Source organism: Microvirga pakistanensis (assembly GCF_004458765.1).
GTDB lineage: Bacteria > Pseudomonadota > Alphaproteobacteria > Rhizobiales > Beijerinckiaceae > Microvirga > Microvirga pakistanensis.
This window is the reverse complement of record NZ_SPJX01000652.1, coordinates 16,712-34,677: the sequence shown is the minus strand read 5'-3', so window position 1 is coordinate 34,677 and position 17,966 is coordinate 16,712. Positions and strand designations below refer to the sequence as shown.

The window sequence follows — 17,966 nt, the reverse complement described above, 5'->3', positions numbered from 1 at the left end:
CGGGCGATACGTTCATTGAAAGCTATCCTGGACATGCCAGTGGATAAAATGATAAGATCTGCTCATCTCCATCAGAATTCATAATGCGACATGCTTGAGAGCCTGCGCGACATGCGCCTGTTTGTGGCCGTTTATGAAGAACGTTCCTTCACGGCGGCAGCCGAGCGGGAAAATGCGACGCAGTCCGGCGTTTCCCAGCACATCCGCAAGATCGAGGACCGGTTCAAGGTCAGGCTCTTCACCCGGGGCAGCGGAGCCGTGACGCCGACGCCTGCCGGAGACAGCTATTACCGGCATTGCATCGAGGTGCTCAGAAGCAACGAGGCTGCATCTCGAGCGCTGATGACGTTCGGTGCCGGGCTGGATGGGGAAATCACGGTTGGGCTGATGCCGACCATGACGCGGTGCGCCATGGCTCCAGCGCTGGCGCGGTTCATGGACCGGCATCCGAATGTGGTCGTGCGCATCACCGAAGCCTATTCGGCGATGCTCATCCAGCAAGTCCGCGCGGGAGAGTTGGATTTCGCTGTCGTTCCGGCCTTCGCAGATACTGTGGGCTTGAAAAGCCGCGTGCTGGTCCGGACTCCGGAAATCCTGGTCTCCAGCGGCCGATTGGGTCTGGAGCATCTGGCGCCGGTCCGCTTGTCGGATCTGGAGCCGATCAAGGCTGTCGTGCCGAGTTGGCAGAACATCCGCCGGAGCACCCTGGAGACCTATTTCTCGTCCAACAGCGTGAAGGTGGACAGGCTCCTCGAACTCGATGCCATGCTCGGAACTCTCGATCTGGTGGCCAATACCGATTGGGTGACCATCTTGCCAGGTGTCATGATGGCGAGCGACATCAAAAGCCGGGGTTTCTGCGTGAATCCCCTCGCCGACCCCTCGCTTGAAACCGACCTCGTGTTGATCGAGCCCGCCCGCCAGCCGCTCTCTCCTGCGGCTCACGCTTTCCTCGACATCCTCGAAGGGGAGACGCAGAGCCTTAATGCGCTCTGGAAAACATGATCGTCCCTTGCTTCCGGACGGTTCCGGCTCCTCCCGACAGGCGTCCTGACGAATTTCTTAGCTATGACGCAATGCAACACATTGCGTGATGCGGCGCACAAGGGTAAAGGCCTCGCAGCAATATCCCTGTCCGATCTGGAGTGAAACGATGTCGACCGGCGCTGCCCTCAACTCAGCCCCAGCTGCGGAACGCCAGTCGTTGAACCTAAAGCGGTTCTTTCATGCTGTCCTCGCGATCCTGGCAGAGACCGGCGCGTTGCGCGACCACCACCGGAGCCAGAATCCCTCACTGGAGTGGTGACATCGCCCAGCCCTAGGGCGGTGACGCCCCGGCGGATGCGGTGGTGGGTATAAGCCGCCTCTCCTCCTCTCCTATAAGGGGAGCCAGAAGGCCATAGCTGGCCAGAGGCAGGACACCGAGCGCCGCGAAGGCCATGCTCCAGGAGCCGGTTTGCTCCACGATGAAGCCGAAGGCTATTCCCGCACCCGCGCTGACCAGGCGTATCACGGTTCCCTGAAGGCCGATTGCAGTGCCTGCTCGGGCGTGCCCCGCCATCTCGGCCGCTGCCGTCATGGCAAGCCCGTTCCAGCTGATCGCCAGGGTGCCCGTAATGATGAGAACCGGGATCAGCAACACCAATGGAGCGTTCACCAGCATTGCGGAGCTTATGAGAGCCACCGCCATGAACAGCGCCTGACTTCGGATCGGGGGAACCCGTCGCCCCGTGATATCCGAAAGGCGCCCGGCCAGCACGCGCCCGACACCTCCCCCGACGTTGATGATCGCCAGCACCACGGCCGCGAGGCCCACATCCACGCCGCGATGCTCGGCCAGAAAGATGATGACGAACCCGTTCATGGCGACCTGGCTGCAGACCAGGAGTCCTGCACAGAAGGCGAGGCGCCAGAGTGACGTATCCTTGAGGGGGGAGACATGGCTTGCATGTGCGCTGTCCGAGGTTCCATCAGGAGGGGAGGACAACCACAACCCGGCACACAACGCTCCTAAAGCGGCGGCCCCAGCCAAAGCGACAAGCGCTGAACCAACACCCGCAGCGGCCGCGATCAGGGGCAGCGCCACCGCCGCGACTGCACTGCCCAGCGGAATCGACATCTGGCGTATGCCAAGGGCGAGCCCACGCTCGGCCCGCGTGAACCAATGCATGACCGCTCGCCCGGAAGCAGCGGAGGCGGCGGAGCCGAGCGCCCCCGCCAGAAAGAGCCACGCCACAAAAGCATCCGCCGCTTGAACGAAGGATGCAGCCAGAATAGCAAGAGAGGATCCACTGAGCCCGATGGCGATAACGATGCGTTCACCATAGCGGTCGGCCAGCCTGCCCCACAGGAGCAGCGTGCTCATGATGCCCCAATTGGCAGCGGCGAGAATCAGACCCACCTCGGGCAGGCTGAGGCGGAAGTCAGAACGCAGCATCGGCGCAAGCCCGGACAAGCCGTGCTGAAGAGCGGCGAGCGCGCCCTGCGCCAGCACTCCGATGCCCAAGACAATCCAACGATAGGAAGGTCTTTCCGGCACCGGAGGAGAAAACATGGAGCGGTCGGCTTGAGCTGAAGCGCCATGCCCCTCCTCTGGAATCTTGAGCGTCATGGGCCGATCAGGCGCCCTGGGCCGCCCGCATGCCGACCGCTTGCGCCTCGCCCAAAATCTCGGCGGCGGCCTCGCCCAGAATGGTGTTGCGGTCGAGCGCCGACACGCCGAGGGCGCGCACCTGCTTCACGCAATCCATCATTCCCATGTCGAACGGGTAATCGCTTCCAAGCAGGACATGCTCGGCCCCGAATGTTTCCACGAGATAACGCAGGGCGGGCTCGAAATGGAGGATGCAGTCGAAATAGAGGCGCCGGATCGACTCCTCCGGCGGGTTCTTCAAGCTGACCTTCCCTTCAGGCCGCACGGACCAGCCGTGATTCATGCGGCCGACCTGGTAGGGCATGAAACCGCCGCCATGGGCGAAGCAGAATTTGAGGGCGGGATAGCGTTCGAGAACGCCGCCGAAGACCAGCGATGCAGCAGCGATGGTGGTATCGAGAGGATTGCCAATGAGGTTCTTGAGATAGAAGGACTTCAGCCGGTCGCCGCCGGCGATCTTCTGCGGATGCACCAGGATGAAGGCATTGAGCTCGGCCGCCGCCGCCCATAACGGCTCAAGCGCCGGATCGTCGAGATTGCGGCCTTCCACATGGGACCCAATCTGCGCGCCGCGCAATCCGAGTTCCAGCATCGACCGACGCAGTTCGGCGACCGCGCGTTCCGGATCCTGCATCGGCAGTGTTGCAATGCCCAGGAAACGGTCCGGATGCTGAGACACGACTTTCGCGATCCCATTGTTCTGAATCGCGGACAGAGTTGCTGTCAGGGCAGGATCACGGTCGTAGAGAAAGGTCTGAGGACACACCGAGAGAACCTGCATGTCGACTTCGGCTTCGTCCATATGACGCAGGCGCAGATCGAGATCCCAAGCTCCGCGCGGGAAAGGCCGCTGAACGATGTTCCCGACTTGGAGCACGCCGCCTTCTTCGTCAACTTCGCTCAAAGTAGGCCCGATATCGGGTGCTTCGTTGCGCATGAGGCGCATCATCTCCTCAGTGAGAATATGCGCGTGGACATCGATGGTACGAACCGAATTCATGACAAATCCTACTTGGTTGCGATGGAAATTTTAGCCTCGGAGCGGCGAAGGCGTTCCATGCGGCGGCGGGTCAGCAGCCCCAGCATGGGCACGGCAAGGGAGCCGATGACGAGGAGGAGAAGAATGATCGAGATGGGACGCTGGACGAAGATCCAGAGATTGCCTTCCGACAGCATGAGCGACTGCCGCAGTGAGGTTTCCATCAGTTGCGCCAGCACGACCGCCAGCACCACGGGCGCCCGAGGGAGATCAGCCTTCATCATGAGATAGCCGATCATGCCGAAGAAGAGCGTCAGCCCGACGCTGAACAGGCTGAGGGTCGTGGCGAAGGTTCCGATGAGGGAGATCACCAGGATGCCCGGAGCCAGGTATTCATAAGGCACCCGCAGCAATGCGCCGAAAACCGGGGCAAGGGGCAGATTGAGCACCAGCAGAATCACATTGCCGATGAACATGCTGGCGATGAGGCCCCAGACGAGATCCGCCTGTTCCACCATCAGGCCCGGCCCCGGCCGAATACCCTGCAGCACCAGTGCGGCCAGAAGAACCGCAGTCGATGCGGAGCCTGGAATCCCCAGTGCCAGCATGGGAATGAGTGCGCCGTGGGCCGCCGAATTGTTGGCCGATTCCGCGGCCGCCACACCGTCGAGCGCGCCTTCTCCGAACTTCTCGGGATGGGGGCTGAAGCGCTTCTCCGTGACATAGGCCAGGATCGCGGCGACAGTCGGGCCCGCGCCCGGCATCAATCCGATCACGAAGCCCAGGATGCCGCCGCGCAGAATCGAGAACCTGCAGGCGGTCCAATCTTTTGCGCTCAGCCACATGTCGCGCAGGCGCGTGCGGATCGGCTCGGAATCATAGCTGCGCTCGAGGGAACTCAGGACTTCAGCGATGCCGAAGATGCCGATGGCCACCGGCAGGAAGTCGATGCCGTCGAGCAGTTCCGTCATGCCGAACGTAAGACGCTCGCTTCCAAGGATCGGGTCGGTGCCGACGAGAGCGATCATCAATCCGAATATGGCTGTCAGAATGGCCTTGACGGGAGATCCCGCGCCAATGCTGGCCGTTGCGGTGATACCGAGTACGGCGAGCAGGAAATATTCCGGCGATGAAAAGCGGAGAGCGAATTCGGCGAGCGGCGGCGTCACGAACACGAGAAGCATCACGGCTCCGACGCCGGCGATGAACGAACCGATTGCGGAGACGCTCAGGGCTGCGCCGGCCCTGCCCTGTTTCGCGAGCTTGTGCCCGTCGACAGCCGTCATGACGCTCGCGGCTTCGCCTGGGACGTTGACCAGGACGGATGTCAGCGTGCCTCCATACATGCCACCATACATGATGCCCGCGAGCATCATGATCGCGGTGGCGGCCGGAAGGCCGAAGGTGATTGGCAATAAGAGGGCCATGCCGGCGGACGGCCCCAGACCCGGCAGCGCTCCGATGATTTGGCCGAGGCAAACACCGATGAAGATGAACAGGAGGTTCGTCGGAGTCAGGGCGACTCCAAATCCGTTACCCAGAGAAACCAAGGCATCGATCATGAAAGAAATCCCTGACGGTGTCAGATGCCAAGCAGGCCTGTGGGAAAGGCGATCCCAAGCCATGCTGAGAACACGCCATAAATGAGCGCTGCGGTGACCGCCGTCGTGAGCAGGCTGGGCCAGAGGTTTCGCCGCAACACCACAAGAAGCAGAAACAGCATGAACAGGACGGCAGTCGCGACGAGCCCCAGAACAGGAGCCAAGACGACAATTGCCCACAGCCCGCCAGCCGTCAAAAGAACCCGGCGCAATCCCTGGCGGTCAGGCCAATCGATCGGCGGGTGGGATTGCCGGCGCAGAGCGCCGACAACGAGAACACAGGAAACAAGGATGCTCGCTGCAGCAACCCAGAACGGGGAGAACGCCGAACCGGGCGCGAAATCCGCCCAGTAGGGCAGATGTCTGGTGGAGATCAGAACCACCACCGCGAGGAAAAGCATCACACAGGCACTGAGGATATCCGCAGCCTTCATGGCAGGGCTCCTTGCGGGATTCACTTGGCGAGGCCGAGGTCACGCAGGAGGGCAAGGTGCTGATCGTGCAGTTGAGCCATGTGCTCCTTGGCTTGGCTGGCATTGACGACTTGGCTGCGCAGGAACATCTCCTTCACGGTCGCCTTCCAGGCGTCGGTGGCGGCAAGCTTCTGAATGGCATTGTCCCAGAACTTCACCAGTTCGGGATCCATGCCGGGAGGTCCGGCAAGCCCCCACGACTGCCCCCAAACGATGTCGAACCCCTGCTCCTTGGCCGTCGGCACATCCTTGAATTCCGGCTCAGTGCGGCGGCTCTCGCTCAAAATGGCAAGGAGCTTGATCTTGTTGTTCTTGACGTGGGGCAATGCCTCGCTCGGAGGAAGCACGATCATATCAACGTTGCCGCCAAGGAAAGCCGTTGCAGCAGCACCGCCGCCATCGAATGGCACGTAGTTCAACTTCGCTCCGCTCGCCTTCTCGACCAAGCCCGTCACCATGTGGTCCGTGGATCCGGCCTGCGCGCCGGCAACCTTGATGCTCCGCTCACGCTGCTTGGCGAGGTCGACGAATTCCTTGAAGGTTTTTGCCGGGGAGTTCGGCTGCACGGCGATCAGGAGATCGCCCTGAATGAACATGCTGATGGGGGTGAGCTTGTCGTAGACCGTCGGCTGGCCGGTCGTGATCGGCGTCGTCAGGATCGGCTGCGCGATGGTCAGGACGGTGTTCTCGTCGCCCTTCTTGTTCAGCACCCAATTAGCGGCGACCATCCATGAGCCGCCGGTGCGGTTTTGCACGACGATCGGATTGGTGATGATTTTCTCCTCGTTGAGGATCTTCGCCACACGGCGCATCAGAACGTCAGGAGTGCCGCCAGGACTGGTCCCGCTCGTGATCTCGATAGGCCCCTGAGGGGCTTTGCCCTGCGCGTAACCTTCGCCGGCACCAAGCATCAAGAGCGCCGAAACGGAGCTGAGGCTGAACAGCATGAGGCGGCGTGTCAGAGAGCTTTTCACTTTTCCAGTCATGTTCATGGTTGGCTTCCTCCGAATTGCAGCTTGGTGCATCTATAGTTATTATGACGTCATAAGACGTATTGAGACTAGATGCGGGTTGACGTAAGTGTCAAGAGAGTTGCCAACACCAGAGATACGGCCGAGCCAGGCCCTCTGACAGCGGAGACAAGGGAAAACAACGATGGAATCAGGCCCGAACCTGCATCCTCTCAGGGGAACCCCGAGCACGCCTTTATGGCTGCAGCTGAAGCATGCGCTGCGCGACCTCGCGACATTCGACCTGAAGCCCGGAGACAAGATTCCGTCCGAGACCGAACTCTGCGACCATTATGGGCTGTCTCGAATCACGGTTCGGCAGGCCATTTCGGCGCTTGTCGACGAGGGCCTCCTGCAGAAGCAGCAGGGCCGTGGCACCTTCGTCCTTGCCTCACGGCTCGCCGAGCCCCTCGCCGACCCGGACCATTTCCTGCTGTCCGGCTTCGACGCCGAGGATCCGGAGCATATCGATCTCTATAGCGTCGAGACAGTGCCCGCGCCGGACTGGATCGCGGCCAAGCTCGGGCTGCGCACCAGCGAGCTCGTTCATAAGATCCGCAAGGTTCTGTCCCCCGAGGGGCAGCCCGCGGCTTTCCGCACCAGTTTCGTTCCAGCCCGCATCGCTCCGCGTTTGCTGCAGATGAACCTCTCCCAGCCGCTCTATGCGCTTGTGGAGACGCTCTACAATGTGCATGCGACCGAAGCAGACGAGGTGATCGAGTTCATCGTGGCGGACGATTTTCGAGCCGGGATGCTGCGTGTTCCGGTTGGCCACCCCCTCATCCTTCTGGAGCGCATCGTCTATTCAAATTCGGGCGAGGCGCTTGAATGCTCGCGAGCCTATTACCGGGCCGATCGCTTCAGGTTACGTCACCGGCTGCGCCGGCCCGAGTTCAACTCCTCGCCCATCAAGAATCGGATGAAGGTTGAAATTGCAAGCCTCGACCCGTGACACCGATACGGCGAGAGGGCATGTCAAGAGAACCGCGGCATCGAAGGAGCGCGCTGCAAGGCGCAGAGTCCGGTGCGCCTCCGCACAGACATGCCCAGGAATCTCTTTAGACTGAAGCTGTTTCCTCCCAAGCCTAACAGCCTCATCAGCGAGTCGTCTTCTGGTGAGGCTTTTTTGCGAGCCAAGGCCTCGATCCCAATCATGGCTTGAGTTCATCGACGTCCCTGAACGGGACCGTCAGGGTTGTTTCGCCGGCTTCATCCACGATCTCAACGACGAAGTCGCTCTTCTGCTCGGGAGGGAGCCCCCTCCAAAACGGCACGACTTCGGTGAAGACACGGGCGATCTTCAGAGCAGCATGACGGGCCGCTTCGATATCGGGCAGGTCGAAGCTCCTGGGATACTTGGCCCGTCCCCGACTGTTGCAAATGACAAAATTGTACTGAGGCATGACAGGAATTTTAGTCATGCGAGCAGGAACGTCATACGCTCTTAGGGATTAGTTCAATGATACCTTGTCGGAACAAGAGAATGAGCCTGATGGAAGGACCACCAGGCACTTGAGTTTTACCAGAGGGAACCAATGAAGTTCATCAGGTCAACGGCCAAGCCTCGTGCCGGTTCCGTTCCGGGGTCATAAACCGGCAAGATACTTGATCAAGAGCAATGCCAGGACAATGAACGCCAAGGCGGCAATAGCCAAAGGTCCCTCGGCGTGGGCATCCAGCAGCTTCCCTATACGCAAAGACAAGCGAGGCAATCTCATGTCGGTTCTCCCAATCAAGCCTCAACTCTACCACAGATTAAGAACAAAACGAGAACAGATGGCCGGCCTGTGGATGCCTGTGGATGAGGAAAGCTGAAGCGACTCCTCAAGAGGCGGGGTGGCGAGCAAATCAGGATAACCCAAGCCGAAGCGGCGCGGCAGGCATCTTTTCCAGGATCGTGCGAGATGTTGAGTAAGTATTCGCCCCTTTGTAGAATATAGTCTCTATTATTCAGCGCCGTTTTACATACCTGGAAAAGACGATTCCTTAACTCAACCAAAGCAAAATGATTCCCGCTGAGGACTAAAGTGAATCGCCCGCATCACGACGGGCCCATGCTTTAGTCTCGCTGGGGAATGAATCATGCCGATATATCGAAGGGAGGCTCGGCAAGGCCTCTCAACAACCGAGGACGAGACGAGCCGTGCCAATGATGCACCACCGAGATCGGCATGGGTGCCTTCACCGAGGCCTCATCGCATGATCGCACCGGAAAAACGCGAGAACCCGGCGCCCGAAAGTCGGGTGCTGGCTCTGAACGGGTCAGACGATTCCCGTATCGAACGCCCGTTCGATCAGACCCACGTCAAGGAAATCCGCCTCGGCTTTTCCGCTCCTGAGGACCGGCTTACGTCCTTGAACATTCCAGCGGAGGGTCCCTTCGGGGAAATGCATCCCTCGCTCTCATTCGACATCGAGTTCGATCAGGAGCGGCCCGACATCGTCACCGTGAGCCTCATGGACTTGGACGATGATCACTTCGTCCAATCGGTTCACCGGACCGTGCGGTTCCCCGCCAGGCTCCTGGCCGAACTCCTCAGCAGGCGGAAAGCGACAGCGGAGGAAGCGACGGCATGGCAAGTTCCGGAGAGCGGGGAGTGAGAGCTTAGGCGCGCTCCGTCGCGCTCCAGCATCGGACGTGAGAAGGAGGCTTGCACGATCTCGCGCGCGGCTTGCGAGCATAAGCCTCGACGATTGCCTGTTGGCGCGCCTCAGAGGGTGCGAAGACTGGCCGGAGCCTTGATCTTTTCCTGACCCGTCATGACCTTCGGCCTTTTGCATTAGGTGCGATGGCGAGCTTTTTGTGGGCAATCCGACCCGGGTGGTGCTGTCGCAGGAAGGCTCATGTATGGTCAACGGTCGACGTTGAGCAAGAGCCGCAGTGCACTCCGTAGGTAAGGGCAGAAGGATGCCGAGGACGAAAGCCAAGGATGATCCATGTCTCTCTCACGACCACGAGCAAGCATTGATCGACGAAATCCTTTTGGCTGACAGCACAAAACCGTTCGACTTTCTCGGCGACGAATCCGTTCACCTTATCCTCAGTGATATTCCTTATGGCATCGGGGCCGAGGATTGGGACGTCCTCCATCCCAACACGAACTCGGCCTATCTCGGCTCCAGTCCTGCGCAGGAGCGGGCCGGAGCCGTCTTCAGGAAACGCGGCAAGCCCATCAACGGCTGGTCCGGGGCCGACCGCGAAATTCCCCGTCAGTACCAGGAGTGGTGCTCGTCCTGGGCATCCGAATGGCTTCGTGTCCTGAAACCCGGGGCAAGCGCGATCGTCTTTTCCGGAAGGCGCTTTTCGCATCGCTGCATCAGCGCACTGGAGGATGCGGGCTTCTCTTTCAAGGACATGCTGGCCTGGCATCGGGACAGGGCGCCGCACCGCGCCCAGCGGCTGAACATCGTGTTCGAGCGGCGAGGCGACGATCAGGCGGCGGAGCGCTGGCAGGGTTGGCGGGTGGGCAATCTTCGCCCGACCTTCGAGCCCATCCTGTGGTTCACCAAGCCCTATAAGGTCGGGACGACCATTGCCGACAACGCTCTCGACCATGGGGTCGGCGGATACAATGAGGAGGCCTTCCTTCGGTATTTCGACCGACCCGACAATGCGCTCGACATCGGCTTCGCCCCGAAGGAGGCGGGGCTTCACCCGACGCAGAAGCCCGTCCGGCTCATGCAGGCGCTCATCGAGCTGACGACGCAGTCAGGACAACTCGTCTTCGACCCGTTTTGCGGGAGCGGCAGCTCCCTGGTGGCGGCCCGGAATGTCGGCCGTCACTATGTCGGCTGCGACATTGACCCGCGATACGTGGAGATGGCGCAGTCCCGCCTTCGGCAAGATCTTTTCAGCCGCTCGCATGGCTGAGATCCCGGACGGCTGAAGAACGCCGCCTGAACGGCAGGCTGGCCAGGAATGGTTCGCCCAGGGACGGCTATCGAAGATAGTGCGGGCCCAAGCTGTCGGATGATCCGGAATTCGCAGGAAGATTCACGGAGGCCCACATGGCAGCCTGGGTCCGGTTGGCGGCCCCGATCTTCCTGAGAATGGTCTTGACGTGAACCTTGACGGTCACCTCGGCGACATCGAGCTCACGGGCGATCACCTTGTTGGCCGCTCCTCCCATCAGATGCCTCAGGACCTCTGCTTCCCTGGCCGACAGCTTCGTCGCCTTGGGATCGTCCGCACGCATTCCTGCGCGAATGCGGCCGTCGAGGAGCGGCTTTGGTGCCGGATCGGGCTCCGGCCTGTTCAACAAGGAGGTCATCACCACGGGCGGCAGAACTCCCTCGCCCAACGTGACCAGCTCGAGAGACGTGATGAGAACGTCCCGGCTGCTCCCCGAGAGACAGAAGCCATTGACCCCCGCCGCATGCCCGCGGCGAACGAAGTCAAGATCGAATTGGCTGGCGATCACAACGATCCTCGACATGGGATATGTGGCTCTCGCATGTGTCGCGGCTGCGATCGTCTGCTCGACAGGCCTGTCGCCGTCGATGATGAAGAGATCGGTTTCAGCATCGGGGCAATGGTTGGAGAGAGCCGCCATATCGGGAATCGCGCTGACGATGCTATAGCTGCTCCTGTCCAGGAGACGTTTGATCCCTGTGCAGATCAACCCGTTTTTGGAGATCAGGACAGTATTGACAGACCGGACATTGTTGTTCGCAATCGGCCTAGCCGCTTCGTAAGACATTGACCTACCCCCAGATGCGAGCAAAAGACTTTGCTCTTCTTCCGTAAGGGTACCCAGTCAGCAGGTATAATCAAGGCATAGGCCAAGTAGCCTAATACGGAAGGGGTAGATTCTAGCCCGGAAGAGTTGCCTGCAAAGGACGGAAAATTAAGATTTTCATCCGATGGCCCTGAAATTCTTCCGCGGATTGGGAAGCGGGCTTGATCCATCCGTGGATCGAAGAGCGGCAAGGCCATGGGACCCGGCACGATTCCCAGGTACCGGCGGATGTCCGGTTCGGCCCTATGGTCCTTTCCTCCGCCTATTCGCCGGCGGGTGCCGGAGCGGGCGGTGCCGCGGCCTCTCGCGCCGTCCTGTCCCGTGTCACCAGCCTGAAGAAAAGGGGCACGAACAGGATCGCCAGAAAGGTCGCGGCCAGCATGCCGCCGATGACGCCCGTGCCGACCGAGTGCCGGCTGGCGGATCCGGCGCCGGTCGAGATGGCGAGCGGCACAACGCCGAGGATGAAGGCGAGCGACGTCATCACGATCGGGCGGAAGCGCAAGCGCGCCGCCTCGAGCGCGGCATCGTAGACGGGGGCACCCTCGCGATATCGCTCGGCCGCGAACTCGACGATGAGGATCGCGTTCTTGGCCGCCAGTCCAATCAGCGTGACGAGGCCGACCTGGAAGTAGATGTCGTTCTCGATGCCCCGCAGCCAGATGGCCAGGATCGCCCCGAAGACGGCGAACGGCACCGCCGTGATCACGGCAAAGGGCAGCGACCAGCGTTCATACTGCGCGGCCAGGATCAGGAACACCATCACGAGGCCGAGCAGGAATCCCTGCGATCCGGTTCCGGCCGATTGCAGCTCCTGGTAGGCCGAGCCCGTCCAGCCGATCGAGTAATCCGACGACAGGCTTTGCGCCACCACCTGCTCCATGGCGGCGATCGCCTGGCTCGACGAAAAGCCGGGCGCCGGATTGCCCTGGATTTTCGCGGCAGGGAACACGTTGAACCGGTCGACCACGTCGGGCCCGGCGGTGCGGGCGGTGGTCAGAAGGACGTTGAGCGGAACCATGGTGCCGTTGCTGGAGCGCACGAACACGTGCCGCAGGTCCTCGGGCGAATGCCGGAACTCGGGCTCGGAGGAGAGGCTCACCCGATAGGTGCGACCGAACAGGGTGAAATCGTTCACGTACAGGCTGCCGAATGTGCTCTGCATCGTGTCGAAGATCGCCGAGATCGGAACGCCGAGCGCTTTCGCCTTCTCGCGGTCCACGTCGATCCGGTATTGCGGCACGCCTGTGTTGAAAGTGGTGGAAACCCCGGCGAGTTCCGGACGCTGGCCGGCCACCTGCACGACCCGCTGGGCCGCCTGCGCCAGGCTCTCCAGGCTGCCGCCGGAACGGTCCTGCAGATAGAACTCGAACCCGCCGGTGGTGCTCAGGCCCATGATGGGCGGCGGGTTGAAGCCGATCACGACTCCATCGCGGAAATTGGCATTGAGAGCCGCGAAGCCGGGAGCGAGATTGCGGGCGTCGAGCCGGGGATCGGCGCGCTCGGACCAATCCTTGAGCGACACGAAGGAGACGCCAGCATTGGTCTTCTGCGCGCCCGACAGAAGATCGAAACCCGCCAATGTGACGACATCGGCGACGGCAGGGTTCTGCATGGTGCCCTCGGTCACCTTGCCGGTGATGTCGAGCGTGCGGTCGAGGGAGGCTGCCGGCGGCAGCATCGACACGACGAAGACGCTTCCCAGATCTTCCGCGGGCACGAGACCGCCTGGAACCCGCTGGAACAGCCACCAGGTGGCGCCGAGCATCACCGCGATGAACGCCAGCGCCACCACCGCGTGACGCAGGAAGAATGCCGTGCCGGACGTGAACGCCTGGGTCAGCCGGTCGAAACCGCGATTGAAGATCCGGAACGGACGCCACGGCTCGCGGTGGCCCTCCTTGAGCAGAAGCGCGCAGAGGGCGGGCGTGAGCGTGAGGGCCACGATGCCGGAGATGACCACGGAGACGGCGATCGTCACGGCGAATTGCCGGTAGAGCTCGCCGGCGAGCCCGCCGAGGAAGGACACGGGAATGAACACCGCGCAGAGCACGAGCACCACGGCGATGACCGGGCCGCTCACCTCGCGCATCGCCTGAATGGCCGCCTCGCGAGGCGGCTTGTGCTGCGTGGTCATGATGCGTTCGACGTTCTCCAGCACGATGATGGCGTCGTCCACCACGATGCCGATGGCGAGGATGAGCCCGAACAGCGTGAGCAGATTGATCGAGAAGCCGAGCGCGTACATGCCCGCGAAGGTGCCGACGATGGAGACCGGCACGGCGAGCAGCGGAATCAGCGTCGCACGCCAGTTCTGCAGGAAGAGAAAGACTACGACCACGACCAGCACGATGGCTTCGACGAAGGTGTGGATGACCTCCTCGATGGAGACCTCGATGAAGGTCGTGGTGTTGAACGGCACGTCGTAGCGCAGGCCGTCGGGGAAGCGCTGCGAAAGCCGCTGCATCGTGGCATTGACCGCCTCCGACACCTCCAGCGCATTGGCGTCGGGCTGGAGATAGATGCCGATGGGAACCGTCGGCGCCCCGTTGAGGGTCGCCACCGTGGAATAGTTCTGAGAGCCCAGCTCCACCCGGGCGACATCCTTGAGCCGGAGGGCGCCACCGTTCTCATCGGAGCGCAGGATGATCTGCTCGAATTCGCGCGGGTCCGCGAGGCGCCCCTGGGTCGTGACCGAATAGGTGAAGGCCTGACGGCCCGGCATCGGTTCCTCGGCGAACCGGCCGGCGGCGAACTGCGCGTTCTGCTCGCGGATGGCGGCCGCGATATCGGCCGGGGTCAGGTCGTATTGCGCGACCTTGTCGGGCCTGAGCCAGATGCGCATCGCGTAATCCGACGCGCCGAAGAGCGAGGCGTCGCCGACGCCAGGCGTGCGGCGCAGCTCGTCGATGACGTTCACCAGCGCATAATTGGAGATGTAGATCGTGTCGTAGCGCCGGTCGGGCGAGGAGAGCGCGACGATCTGCAGGATCGAGGAGGAGCGCTTCGTGACCGTCACGCCCTGCCGCCGCACCTCCTCGGGCAGAACCGCGGTCGCGCGCTGAACGCGGTTGTTGACGTTGATCGTGGCCTGGTCGGCATCGGTGCCGGTCTGGAAGAAGACCGACAGGCTCATGGTGCCCGAGCCGGTCGAGGTCGATTGCATGTAGATCATGTCCTCGACGCCGTTGATCTGCTGTTCCAGGGGCGCGGCCACGGTCTCGGCGATGGTCTGGGCGCTCGCGCCCGGATAGGTGGCGGAGACCACCACCTGGGGCGGCACGATCTCGGGATATTGCGCGACGGGCAGGATCCGCATGGCGATCAGCCCGACGAGCACGATAACGATGGAGAGCACCGAGGCGAAGATCGGGCGGTCGATGAAGAACTTCGAGATCATGGGCGCGACCCCGAGGCCGCTCCGCCCTGAGAGCCCGGCGCAGCCGAACCGGTCGTCTCCGGCGCCTGAGCCGGCATCGGCCCCGGCCGGACGGGTTGTCCCGGGCGGACCCGGATCACGCCGTCGGCGACCACCCGTTCGCCCTCTCTCAAACCCTCACGCACGACCCAGCCGCCCGGAACCTCCGGCCCCAGGCGGATCGGCCGCGCCTGGGCGATATCGTTCTCACCCAGAACGTAGATCATCGGCCCCTGAGGTCCCTGGCTCACCGCCTGCTGCGGGACCACGATGGAATCCGGCAGCGTGATCCCGGTGATGCGCACGCGCACGAACTGGCCCGGGAGCAAGGCGCCATCCGGATTCGGGAAGATCGCCCGCGCCTGGATGGTTCCGGTTTGCGGATCGACGCGCTGGGCGGCGGTGTCGATCTGACCGGGATGCGGATAGGAGGTCTCCTGCGCGAAGAGCAGCTCGACCTTCAGCTCCTTTTCGGAGATCGGCCTTTCCCTGCGCTCGTTCAAGGCGCGGAAGGCGCGGCCCTCCTCGTCCGTGAAGGAGAAGTTCACATAGGCCGGATCGAGCTGGGAAATCGTGGTCAGAAGCGTCTGCTGCGCCTGAATGAGCGCGCCGACCGGAGGCGACAGAAGGGCCGTGACGCCGGTGGCGGGCGCCGTCACCGTGGTGTATCCGAGATTGAGCTTGGCTCCCTCCACCTCGGCTTCGGCAAGGCTGACGCTGGCACGGGCCTGGTCGCGCTGCGCGCGGGTTTCGTCGAGTTGCACGTCGGTGGAGACGCGCCGGCGGAAGAGCTCCTCGGTGCGGTTGAAGTTCTCCTCGGCCTGACGGAGCGTCGCCTGCGCCTGCTGCAATTGCGCCTGCGCCCGGTTCAAGGCCACCTCATAGGTGGCCGGGTCGATCCGGAAGAGCACATCGCCTTCCTTGACGCGCGCGCCTTCCTCGAACCGGCGTTCCAGCAGAAGACCGCCGACCCGCGGGCGCACCTCCACATCGCGGAATCCCGCGACGCGTCCGGCATATTCCACCGGATACGGAACCTCGGCCGGCTGCACCGTGACGACCCCGACCTGGGGCGGAGGAGCTGCCGACGCGGTTTGAGGCGCCGGCGGATTCCCGGAGGAGCGGAACACGAAAACGTAAAGGCCGGCGACAAGCGCCAGGCCGACGATGGCGATGAGAAGAATGCGCTTGGCCACGTCGTCCTCCGAGGCAACCGGAGCGAACATGCCGGAGAACGGCCTGCCTCGGTCCTGCTATCCAACGACGCACAGACGCTCTGGTTCGGCACCCGGGTTTCAAAGAAGAGAGCGGGTCGTGGCCGGTGAGAATGCGGCCCTACCCTTCCTCGTCATCACCGGCCTTGTGCCGGTGATCCATGCCTTTGTTCCGGCGCGGTTCTGAAGACGTGGATGGCCGGGACTGATCCCCGGATCAAGTCCCCGCCATGACGAGGGAGATCCTCGTAGGTCCGATGCTCTAGCCGAACTGGTTCATCGTGTTGTGGGCACCACCGGCCTTCAGCGCGGCCTCGCCGGCAAAGTACTCCTTGTGGTCGTCGCCGATATCGGAGCCTGCCATGTTCTGGTGCTTCACGCAGGCGATGCCCTGGCGGATCTCCTGGCGCTGCACGTTGCGCACATAGCCGAGCATGCCCTCCTGGCCGAAATATTCCTTCGCCAGATTGTCGGTGGACAGGGCCGCCGTGTGATAGGTGGGCAGCGTGATCAGGTGATGGAAGATGCCCGCGCGCTTGGAACCCTCCGCCTGGAAGGTGCGGATGCGCTCGTCGGCTTCCTTCGCGAGCTCCGTCTCGTCATATTCCACGCTCATGAGCTTCGCGCGATCATATGACGAGACATCCCTGCCAGCCTTCTCCCAGGCATCGTAAACCTGCTGGCGGAAGTTGATGGTCCAGTTGAAGGATGGCGAGTTGTTGTAGACGAGCTTGGCGTCCGGAACGACCTCGCGGATACGATCCACCATTCCGGCGATCTGCTCGATATGCGGCTTCTCGGTTTCGATCCACAACAGGTCGGCGCCGTTCTGCAGGGCGGTGATGCAGTCGAGCACGCAGCGGTCCTCGCCCGTTCCCGGACGGAACTGGAACAGGTTGCTCGGCAGACGCTTCGGCCGCAGGAGCTTGCCGTTGCGGTTGATGACCACATCGCCGTTGACGCAGTTCTCCGGCGTGATCTCCTCGCAATCGAGGAAGCCGTTGTAGAGATCGCCGATGTCGCCGGGCTTGCGGCTGAAGGCGATCTGCTTGGTGAGGCCGGCGCCGAGCGAGTCGGTGCGCGCCACGATGAGGCCGTCGTCGACGCCGAGCTCGAGGAAGGCGTAGCGCACGGCGCGGATCTTGGCCAGGAAGTCCTCGTGCGGAACGGTGACCTTGCCGTCCTGATGGCCGCATTGCTTCTCGTCCGACACTTGGTTCTCGATCTGGATACAGCAGGCGCCGGCCTCGATCATCTTCCGGGCGAGCAGATACGTCGCCTCCGCGTTGCCGAAGCCCGCATCGATGTCGGCGATGATCGGAACGACATGGGTCTCATATGTGTCGATGGCGCCGAGAAGCTCCCGTTCCTTGATTGTGTTGCCGCTTTTGCGGGCGGCATCGAGATCGCGGAACAGCATGCCCAGCTCGCGGGCGTCGGCCTGGCGCAGGAATGTGTAGAGCTCCTCGATCAGGGTGGGAACGCTGGTCTTCTCGTGCATGGACTGATCGGGCAGCGGGCCGAACTCGGAGCGCAGCGCCGCGATCATCCAGCCGGACAGATAGAGGTAGCGGCGCTTGGTGGACCCAAAATGCTTCTTGATCGCGATCATCTTCTGCTGGCCGATGAAGCCGTGCCAGCAGCCGAGGGACTGCGTGTAAAGCGAGGGATCCGCATCGTAGGCGGCCATGTCCTCACGCATGATCCTTGCGGTGTAGCGCGCGATGTCGAGACCGGTCCGGAAACGGTTCTGCAGGCGCATGCGCGCAACCGATTCCGGATTGATGCCGCTCCAGGTGCTGGCCTCTTCAATGACGCGGTGAGCCTGTGCAATCTGATCTTGGTAAGCCACGTTCGTATTCCTCGCTTCTGGACATGT

Annotated in this window: 14 protein-coding genes; 4 read left to right on the top strand and 10 right to left on the bottom strand. The window is 62.3% G+C overall.

Annotated elements, in window-relative coordinates:
- Positions 1–90 precede the first annotated feature (90 nt).
- Positions 91–1,005, top strand: coding sequence for a LysR family transcriptional regulator (locus E4K09_RS24900; protein ID WP_134500335.1), 915 nt, complete (start codon positions 91–93; stop codon positions 1,003–1,005).
- A gap of 313 nt (positions 1,006–1,318) precedes the next feature.
- Here the strand turns inward: E4K09_RS24900 and E4K09_RS24895 are convergent, their stop codons facing one another.
- From E4K09_RS24895 to E4K09_RS24875, 5 genes are read right to left on the bottom strand one after another with little or no spacing between them, the layout of a single operon-like run.
- Positions 1,319–2,611 (bottom strand): MFS transporter, encoded by a 1,293-nt coding sequence (locus tag E4K09_RS24895; RefSeq protein WP_134500334.1) that lies wholly within the window; start codon positions 2,609–2,611, stop codon positions 1,319–1,321.
- A 7-nt stretch (positions 2,612–2,618) separates the two neighbouring features.
- Positions 2,619–3,653: an amidohydrolase family protein gene (locus tag E4K09_RS24890; RefSeq protein WP_134500333.1), complete on the bottom strand. Its 1,035-nt coding sequence runs from the start codon at positions 3,651–3,653 to the stop codon at positions 2,619–2,621.
- Between the two features lie 8 nt (positions 3,654–3,661).
- Entirely contained in the window at positions 3,662–5,194 is a 1,533-nt protein-coding gene (locus tag E4K09_RS24885; RefSeq protein WP_134500332.1) for a tripartite tricarboxylate transporter permease, read from the bottom strand.
- A 20-nt stretch (positions 5,195–5,214) separates the two neighbouring features.
- Entirely contained in the window at positions 5,215–5,667 is a 453-nt protein-coding gene (locus tag E4K09_RS24880; protein WP_134500331.1) for a tripartite tricarboxylate transporter TctB family protein, read from the bottom strand.
- A gap of 20 nt (positions 5,668–5,687) precedes the next feature.
- A complete protein-coding gene (locus E4K09_RS24875; protein WP_166802509.1) occupies positions 5,688–6,698 on the bottom strand; it encodes a Bug family tripartite tricarboxylate transporter substrate binding protein in 1,011 nt (336 codons plus the stop codon).
- A 163-nt stretch (positions 6,699–6,861) separates the two neighbouring features.
- Between E4K09_RS24875 and E4K09_RS24870 the strand changes: the two genes are divergently transcribed.
- Positions 6,862–7,668 carry a GntR family transcriptional regulator gene (locus E4K09_RS24870; RefSeq protein WP_134500329.1) on the top strand — a complete coding sequence of 269 codons (807 nt, stop codon included), beginning with the start codon at positions 6,862–6,864 and terminating at the stop codon, positions 7,666–7,668.
- Between the two features lie 199 nt (positions 7,669–7,867).
- Here E4K09_RS24870 and E4K09_RS24865 read toward each other — a convergent pair whose 3' ends face one another.
- A complete protein-coding gene (locus E4K09_RS24865) occupies positions 7,868–8,119 on the bottom strand; it encodes a DUF6894 family protein (RefSeq protein WP_134500328.1) in 252 nt (83 codons plus the stop codon).
- 796 nt (positions 8,120–8,915) lie between these two features.
- Here E4K09_RS24865 and E4K09_RS24860 point away from each other — a divergent pair.
- Together E4K09_RS24860 and E4K09_RS24855 are read left to right on the top strand one after the other, a co-directional pair.
- Complete coding sequence (locus tag E4K09_RS24860; RefSeq protein ID WP_134500327.1) at positions 8,916–9,317, top strand: hypothetical protein; 402 nt, start codon at positions 8,916–8,918, stop codon at positions 9,315–9,317.
- A 364-nt stretch (positions 9,318–9,681) separates the two neighbouring features.
- Positions 9,682–10,587, top strand: coding sequence for a DNA-methyltransferase (locus tag E4K09_RS24855; protein WP_244610673.1), 906 nt, complete (start codon positions 9,682–9,684; stop codon positions 10,585–10,587).
- Positions 10,588–10,654: 67 nt separating this feature from the next.
- Here E4K09_RS24855 and E4K09_RS24850 read toward each other — a convergent pair whose 3' ends face one another.
- The 4 genes from E4K09_RS24850 to E4K09_RS24835 form a co-directional block, all read right to left on the bottom strand.
- Complete coding sequence (locus E4K09_RS24850) at positions 10,655–11,416, bottom strand: response regulator transcription factor (RefSeq protein ID WP_134500325.1); 762 nt, start codon at positions 11,414–11,416, stop codon at positions 10,655–10,657.
- A gap of 301 nt (positions 11,417–11,717) precedes the next feature.
- Positions 11,718–14,852, bottom strand: coding sequence for an efflux RND transporter permease subunit (locus E4K09_RS24845; RefSeq protein ID WP_134500530.1), 3,135 nt, complete (start codon positions 14,850–14,852; stop codon positions 11,718–11,720).
- The gene (locus E4K09_RS24840; protein WP_134500324.1) at positions 14,852–16,069 is read right to left on the bottom strand and encodes an efflux RND transporter periplasmic adaptor subunit; all 1,218 of its coding nucleotides are present in this window, start codon (positions 16,067–16,069) and stop codon (positions 14,852–14,854) included. The genes E4K09_RS24845 and E4K09_RS24840 overlap by 1 nt, the downstream gene beginning before the upstream one ends.
- A 280-nt stretch (positions 16,070–16,349) precedes the next feature.
- Complete coding sequence (locus E4K09_RS24835; RefSeq protein ID WP_134500323.1) at positions 16,350–17,939, bottom strand: isocitrate lyase; 1,590 nt, start codon at positions 17,937–17,939, stop codon at positions 16,350–16,352.
- Between the last annotated feature and the right edge of the window lie 27 nt (positions 17,940–17,966).